Origin of the sequence: Mesorhizobium sp. M1A.F.Ca.IN.020.03.2.1 (genome assembly GCF_004023205.1) — a bacterium.
Taxonomy (GTDB): Bacteria; Pseudomonadota; Alphaproteobacteria; order Rhizobiales; family Rhizobiaceae; genus Mesorhizobium.
Genome location: NZ_RZSV01000018.1, coordinates 39,668 through 45,753, shown reverse-complemented (window position 1 = coordinate 45,753; position 6,086 = coordinate 39,668). Strand labels below are relative to the sequence as shown.

Here is a 6,086-nt window from a genome sequence, read left to right as displayed (position 1 = left end):
GCCGATGAACTAGTTAACCTCCCTGACGAAGAGAACTCCGGTCGCGCCAGCTGGCGCGACCGGAGTTCTCTTCGTCAGGGAGGTTAACTAGTTCATCGGCCCCTTGTCTCCGGGCTTGCCGGGAAGCTCGTCGGGGAAGAGCTCATATTTCGCCTGTTTGTCGGCTGCGACGAAGACGCGTTCGCGAATGATCGAATCCTCGGCCCAGTTGAACATGAAGATCGGCGTTCCCTGCGGGATGTTGGAGAAGCGCTTGTTGACGATCAGCGCGCCGGGATATTCGGTTAGCCCGACATTGTAGACGTGCTCGGTCGAGATCTTTTGGAACTTCTTCATCAGGTCGGCGCGCTGGTCGTTGTCCTGCGTCGTGACGAACTTGTTCACGATGTCGACGAGGTCCTTCTCGAACGGCATCAGATCGACTTCGCCGCTTTCAGGCGCGCGATGGTTCCAACTGGTCTTGGGACCGACCGGAGCGAGTTGCTCCGTGTTCTGCACAACGGAGGTGAGCTCCTGGTCATTGCGCCGGATCAGCCAGTCGAAGCGGCCGGAATACTGGATCGCGTCGCGCTGCGTGCCGTTGACCCCGTTGAGCACGACCCTCAGCCCAAGCTTCTCCATCTGCGCCACGACGCCCTCGGCAAGGCTTTTGTCGGTGGTGTAGTCATTGTTGACCAGCATCACGATCTCGACGTTCTTGCCGCCGGCGGTGCCCGCCGGGAAGTTCACGAAGCCGTCGCCGTCGGTATCCTTGAGACCGGCCTTGGCGAGCTCGGCCTTGGCCCCTTGGAGATCGAACGGGTAATAAACCGTCGACTTGCGGTCATAGAAGCTGGTGCCGGAGGAGAAGCCGCCGGGATAGATGGCGGTGAACGGTCCCTTGACCAGCGAGTCGCCGAGCGCCTTGCGGTCGATCGCCATGGTCACGGCCTTGCGGAAATCCTCGTTGCGGTTCAATTCGCGGATCGCTTGGCCTCGCTCGTCCGGGTTGCCCCAGCCATTGGCGGAAAAATTCATACGCAGATTGTAGCCGATGAGCCGCGGACCGAAGGCAAGCCGTGCCGGCGCGTTCTTGTCAGCCGCGCGCTTCAGCGAGGCGACGAAGTTCTCGGGCTGCTCGAGATTGGAGAAGTCGCCCGAGCCTGCGACGGCCTGGACGTCGCGATCTGCCCAGGTCGAGAGCTTGTATTGCAGCTCGTTGAGATAAGGCAGTTGGTTCCCCTTCTCGTCGACCTTCCAGTAGTAAGGATTGCGCCGCATGACGATGATGTCGTCCGGGCGGTATTCGACCGGCACCCAGGCGCCCATCACCGGCATGTTCATGTATTCCGGCGGGAAGGCGTTCTTGAACTGGTCGTAGGTGTTCTTCGAATATTTCGGATGCTGCGGCTTCAAAATGTGCGCCGGGCCGGGGCAGAAGGTGCCGTAGGCCATCGCATAGAGATATTGCCTCGGAAACGCTTCCTTGAACGTCCATTCGACGGTGTAGTCGTCGATCTTCTTGAGCATCGTGCCGACGCCGAAGGTTTCCGGCGTCGCCCCGTTGAGCGGCGACACGTTGGGGTCGACGACCTCGTCGTCCCAGTAGAACATGACGTCGTCGGCGTTGAAGGGCACGCCGTCCGACCATTTGGCGCCTTCGACGAGATGCATGGTGAGCTTGTGGCCGTCTTTCGACCACTCCCAGCTCTTGGCAAGGTTCGGCAGCGGCTCGGTGTCCTTGGCATCGACCTGGAACAGCGGCGCGGTGCGTGTCAGGCATTCGGAAAGCGCGATGTCGATGCCGCCCCAGCCTTGCGTCTGGCCGGCACCGTAGTTCCAGCCTTCCGGCCTGCCGCCGATGACATGGCGCATCGTGTCACCATAGACGCCGATGCCGTCCGGCATGTTGGCGGTCTTGAAGACCAGCGGTTCCTTGGGCAGCCTGTCCTTGAGCGGCGGCAGCTTGCCGGTCTTGACGTATTTCTGCGTCACCCAGTCCGGCTCGTGGTAGTCGGGCAGCGCCTTGAACTCCAGGATGGAGTCGCGCGCCACATAATGAATCTTGCCCTCGGCCGGGAATGTCGCCGGCTCGGGCGGGATCGTCGGTTCGGAAGCGAAAGCGGTGAGCGCCGGAATAGAAACGCCGAGCGCCAGTCCGGCGGCAATGCCAATTCTGTGTAAGTTCCTCATTGTCTCCTCCCAGATGTTTTGAACGTCTGCTGCTTGCCCGCCGCTTGATCTTTATTTTGGAGGCCGTTTTCGGCGGTCTGGCCTCCAGCAGGTCCGCCTGCCGGAAATCTCAGCCGGCCTGTTTCAGTGCCGCCTTTTCGGCGCGCAGTTCCTCGATCGAGCGGACGTTCCGCCGCGCCGCGCCCGCCCATTCGCGGGTCTTGACCTTCGACTTCGCAAGTCGCTCCTTTGCCGCCGGCACGGCGTCCGCATATTGCGGCAGCCAGGCGGCTTGGGCGACGACCATCTCGTCCACCATCTGCCAGACTTCCTCCGGCGTCGACACCGCGCCGACCAGCGGATCGTGCAGCATGGCGAGCTTCAAAAGATCGATGTCGCCGGCGATCGCAGCATGCACCGACATGCGCTGGACGTTGATCGATGACATGCAGGTGGCGGCGCATGCCTCGGGCAGCGTGATGCTGGCGGCCATGTTGATGCCGAAGCGATCGACGAAGCCGGGTGACTCGATGATGGCGTCCTGTGGCAGGTTGGTGATCACGCCGTTGTTCTTGACGTTGAAATGGCCACGGTAGACGCGGTTTGTTTCCAGCGCCTCGAGAATGTGGCTGGCATGCTCGTTGGAGCGTTTGGCCGGGTCGATCGGCTTCGACGCCGCTTCGAGGAACTGCGGATACTCGGTCTCGAACCAATTGCGGGTCTCGGTCGAGTAGCGGAGATAGCCGCCGGTCTCGCCATGGATCCAGTCCGACATGTCGATCCAGCGTGTGATCTCGTCGGGGCGCTTGCGGTACCAGGGCAGGTATTCGGACAGATGCCCATTGCTTTCGGTCGAATAGACGCCGAAGCGCTTCAGCACGTCGATGCGCAGCTTCTCCTGCTTCGAATAGACCGGATGCGCTTCGAAGGCGGCGACCAGCTCTTCCTTGCCGATCGCGCGGCCGTTCAACCTGAGCTCGATGAACCAGGTCTGGTGATTGATGCCGGAGCAGACATAGTCGAGCTCGCTGGGCGACTTCGCGCCGAGCACCTCGGCGATCTGTTCGGCGCCGTGCTGCACGCCGTGGCAGAGCCCGACCGTGTCGACCTTGCCGTATTCGATCGCGGCCCAGGTGTTCATCGCCATCGGGTTGGCGTAGTTCAGGAATTTGGCGTCGGTCTCGGCGACCTCGCGGATATCCTTGCAGAAGTCGAGGATCACCGGGATGTTGCGCTGGCCGTAAAGGATGCCGCCGGCGCAGATCGTGTCGCCGACGCATTGGTCGATGCCGTATTTCAGCGGGATGCGGATGTCGTCGGCATAGGCTTCGAGACCGCCGACGCGCACGCAGCTGATGATGTAGCGCGCGCCTTCCAGCGCCTTGCGGCGGTCGGTCGTCGCCGTCACTTTGGTCGGCAGCCCGTTTGCTTCCACGATCCGATCGAGGATCGCCTGGATCATCCCGAGATTGTGCTCGCTGATGTCGGTCAGCGCGAATTCGATGTCCTTGAATTCGGGCACGCAGAGAATGTCGGTGAACAGCTTCTTGGTGAAGCCGACGCTGCCGGCGCCAATAATAGCGATTTTGAAGCTCATCACCTTCACCTCGATCCAATCGAATGTTAGGCAAGGAGCAGCAAGGGAGGATATGGCCGCGCGCCGGCAGGCGCGCTCGCCACGTGGAGCCGGAAATCCAGCTCTTTCTCCTCCCGCCCGCTCCTCGACCGCGGGTCTTTCCCGTTCTTGAGTGAGCCGGATTATGCGCTTATTCGCCGGCGCGGCCAGAGAAGGATTATGCTTTCGAGGGTAATTTTGTGCTGCAGGATCTGATCGCCAATGGAAAGCTAATGCGCACGATCTCGCTGCCGCGCGGGCGCCAGCGCCTGCACGCCATGCCGACCAGCACCGGCTACGAGGTGCGCGAGGACGAGACTTACGACTGGGACGGGCGAAAGCGCGGCCAGACCCCGTTTACCGTGCTCCAGCATACGATCAGCGGCACCGGGCAATTGCGCTATGAAAGCCGCAGTTACCGCCTGCAGGCGAGCGATACGCTGCTGGTGCTGGTGCCGCACAACCATCGCTACTGGCTGGCCAAGGGCGACCGCTGGGAATATTTCTGGATCTCGATGAACGGCGAGGAGGCGCTCCGCGTCCACAAGTCGATCCTCAGCGTCTCAGGTCCCGTGTTCCGGCTGCAGCCGGCGACCATCGATCACCTTGCCGATTGCAGCCTGCGCCTGATCAAGGGCGCCGCCTCGCCGGGCGCGGCCTCGGCGATCGCCTATGAGGCGGCGATGGCGCTTTACGACGATGTCTTCGGCTCGCACGCCTTCGCCGAGAAGCAGAGCGCCATGCAGCCGGTCATCGATCACATCAACGCCAATCTCGACAAGCCGCTGCCGGTGGCGGAGCTGGTCGAAATCAGCGGCCTCAGCCGCGCCCATTTCTCGCGCTGCTTCGCCGAGAGCGAAGGATTGCCGCCGGCCGAATTCGTCCTGCAGCAGCGGCTGCAGCGCGCCGCCAAGTTGCTGACCAAGGCCGATTTCCTGCCGGTAAAGGAAGTCGCTGTTCTGTGCGGTTTCGACGACCCCAACTATTTTTCCAAGGTGTTTCGCCGCTGCTACGGCATCACGCCCACACAGTTCCGCACCACCGGCATGTATGCCAGCCTGGGCAATCATCGTTGACGCTGCCGTTGACTACTGCCTGCGGTGGTCGAGCGTCGTCGATGCAGTGCTGACCGGATCGGCGGCCGCGAAAGCGGCGTCGAGCTGTTCGGGCGTGCGCTGTCCGGCTCGTTTCCAGGCGACATATTGCACGATGCCGAAGCTCGGGCGCTGCGGCACGGTCTTGACCACCGGCATTCGGAATCCGTCGCGGAATTTCTCCCAGCGCGCGCCGAGCACCGCGACCATTTCCTCGATGGTCGGCGGCGTCGCCACATCGGCATAGGTGATGGTGACCTTGCCGGCGAGGCCCGCTTCGCGCGGGATCGGCACCGGGATCGAGGCGAGGTAATCCGCCGGCACGTCGATCAAGCCGCCAAAGGCCCATTGCTGGCGCAACGCATCGGCTTTCATCGGCGCGACGCTGACGTCGATGTCGTTGGGCGTGCCCGGCACGCGATAGGGGCAGCTGAAGCGGCCGCAATTCGCCTTTGCCGCGAACTGCCAGAGCGCGTAACCCTGCCAGTTGCCCATCGGGAAATGCACGTCGATGTCCGGCTTGTAGCGCGCATACCAGAGCGGCAACCGCGACAACAGCCGGTAGGTGTAACGGTTGTCGGCGATGTACTGGGCGGTCTTGCCGTTCGAGTAGAGCACCGGGAAGCGGCCGAGGCGGCGATGCACCTGGCGCACGAATTCTTCCGCATCCTCGAGCGACATCCATTGCGTGGGGTCGATGCCCTCGATGTCGAGGGCAATGAGATCGTCCGGCGCCGGCTCGGCGAAATCGATGAAATTGTTGGCTTGCTCGACCGGATTGCCGGGGCGGGCGAGGTGATAGGCGCCCCACTTCAGGCCGAGCGCCTTCGCCACCACCTTGCGTGTCTGGAAAAGCTCGCGCGTCACCGCATGGCGCTTCCACAGCGCCTTGCAGAGCTTCACCTCGGTCTCGTCGCCGAAGCAGAAATAGGGCGGCGGCAGCCCGTCGGACGCCTTGTTGATGAAGCCGACAATGCGCTTGTCGGTGGCAAGCTCAGCCCAATCGATGGAGTTGTATTCGTAGGCGTCGATCACCAGCGCGCGGTCGGCATTCTTCCACGGCTCGGAGAAATCCGAGGCCTTTGCCGCCGTGCCCAGCGCAACCGCAGCCGCGAGAAGCGCCAGGCGGCGAAGAGGGCGCGCCGGCTTTTTCAATCAGGGTGTCCCCACTGACCAGAGGACGATCCTGAACCGCTATGGTTAAGGAAGTGCTGTCAAACCGCGAG

4 protein-coding genes are annotated in these 6,086 nt (G+C 62.5%); 1 reads left to right on the top strand and 3 read right to left on the bottom strand.

What is annotated here, in order from left to right; genetic code table 11:
* Window positions 1–87 precede the first annotated feature (87 nt).
* Both EOA79_RS05425 and EOA79_RS05420 read right to left on the bottom strand, forming a co-directional pair.
* Window positions 88–2,172: an ABC transporter substrate-binding protein gene (locus tag EOA79_RS05425; RefSeq protein ID WP_095823819.1), complete on the bottom strand. Its 2,085-nt coding sequence runs from the start codon at window positions 2,170–2,172 to the stop codon at window positions 88–90.
* Window positions 2,173–2,281: 109 nt separating this feature from the next.
* Window positions 2,282–3,748, bottom strand: coding sequence for an alpha-glucosidase/alpha-galactosidase (locus tag EOA79_RS05420; protein ID WP_095823818.1), 1,467 nt, complete (start codon window positions 3,746–3,748; stop codon window positions 2,282–2,284).
* Between the two features lie 251 nt (window positions 3,749–3,999).
* Here EOA79_RS05420 and EOA79_RS05415 point away from each other — a divergent pair, with 251 nt between their 5' ends.
* Window positions 4,000–4,842 carry an AraC family transcriptional regulator gene (locus EOA79_RS05415; RefSeq protein WP_095823932.1) on the top strand — a complete coding sequence of 281 codons (843 nt, stop codon included), beginning with the start codon at window positions 4,000–4,002 and terminating at the stop codon, window positions 4,840–4,842.
* A 12-nt stretch (window positions 4,843–4,854) separates the two neighbouring features.
* On the opposite strand, the gene EOA79_RS05410 is transcribed toward EOA79_RS05415, so the two are convergent.
* Entirely contained in the window at window positions 4,855–6,015 is a 1,161-nt protein-coding gene (locus EOA79_RS05410; RefSeq protein WP_067327832.1) for a glycoside hydrolase family 25 protein, read from the bottom strand.
* Window positions 6,016–6,086: the final 71 nt, after the last annotated feature.

Coding starts and splice junctions, on each gene's coding strand:
- EOA79_RS05425 (WP_095823819.1), bottom strand. CDS start 2,172: ATGAGGAACTTACACAGAATTGGCATTGCCGCCGGACTGGCGCTCGGC.
- EOA79_RS05420 (WP_095823818.1), bottom strand. CDS start 3,748: ATGAGCTTCAAAATCGCTATTATTGGCGCCGGCAGCGTCGGCTTCACC.
- EOA79_RS05415 (WP_095823932.1), top strand. CDS start 4,000: ATGCGCACGATCTCGCTGCCGCGCGGGCGCCAGCGCCTGCACGCCATG.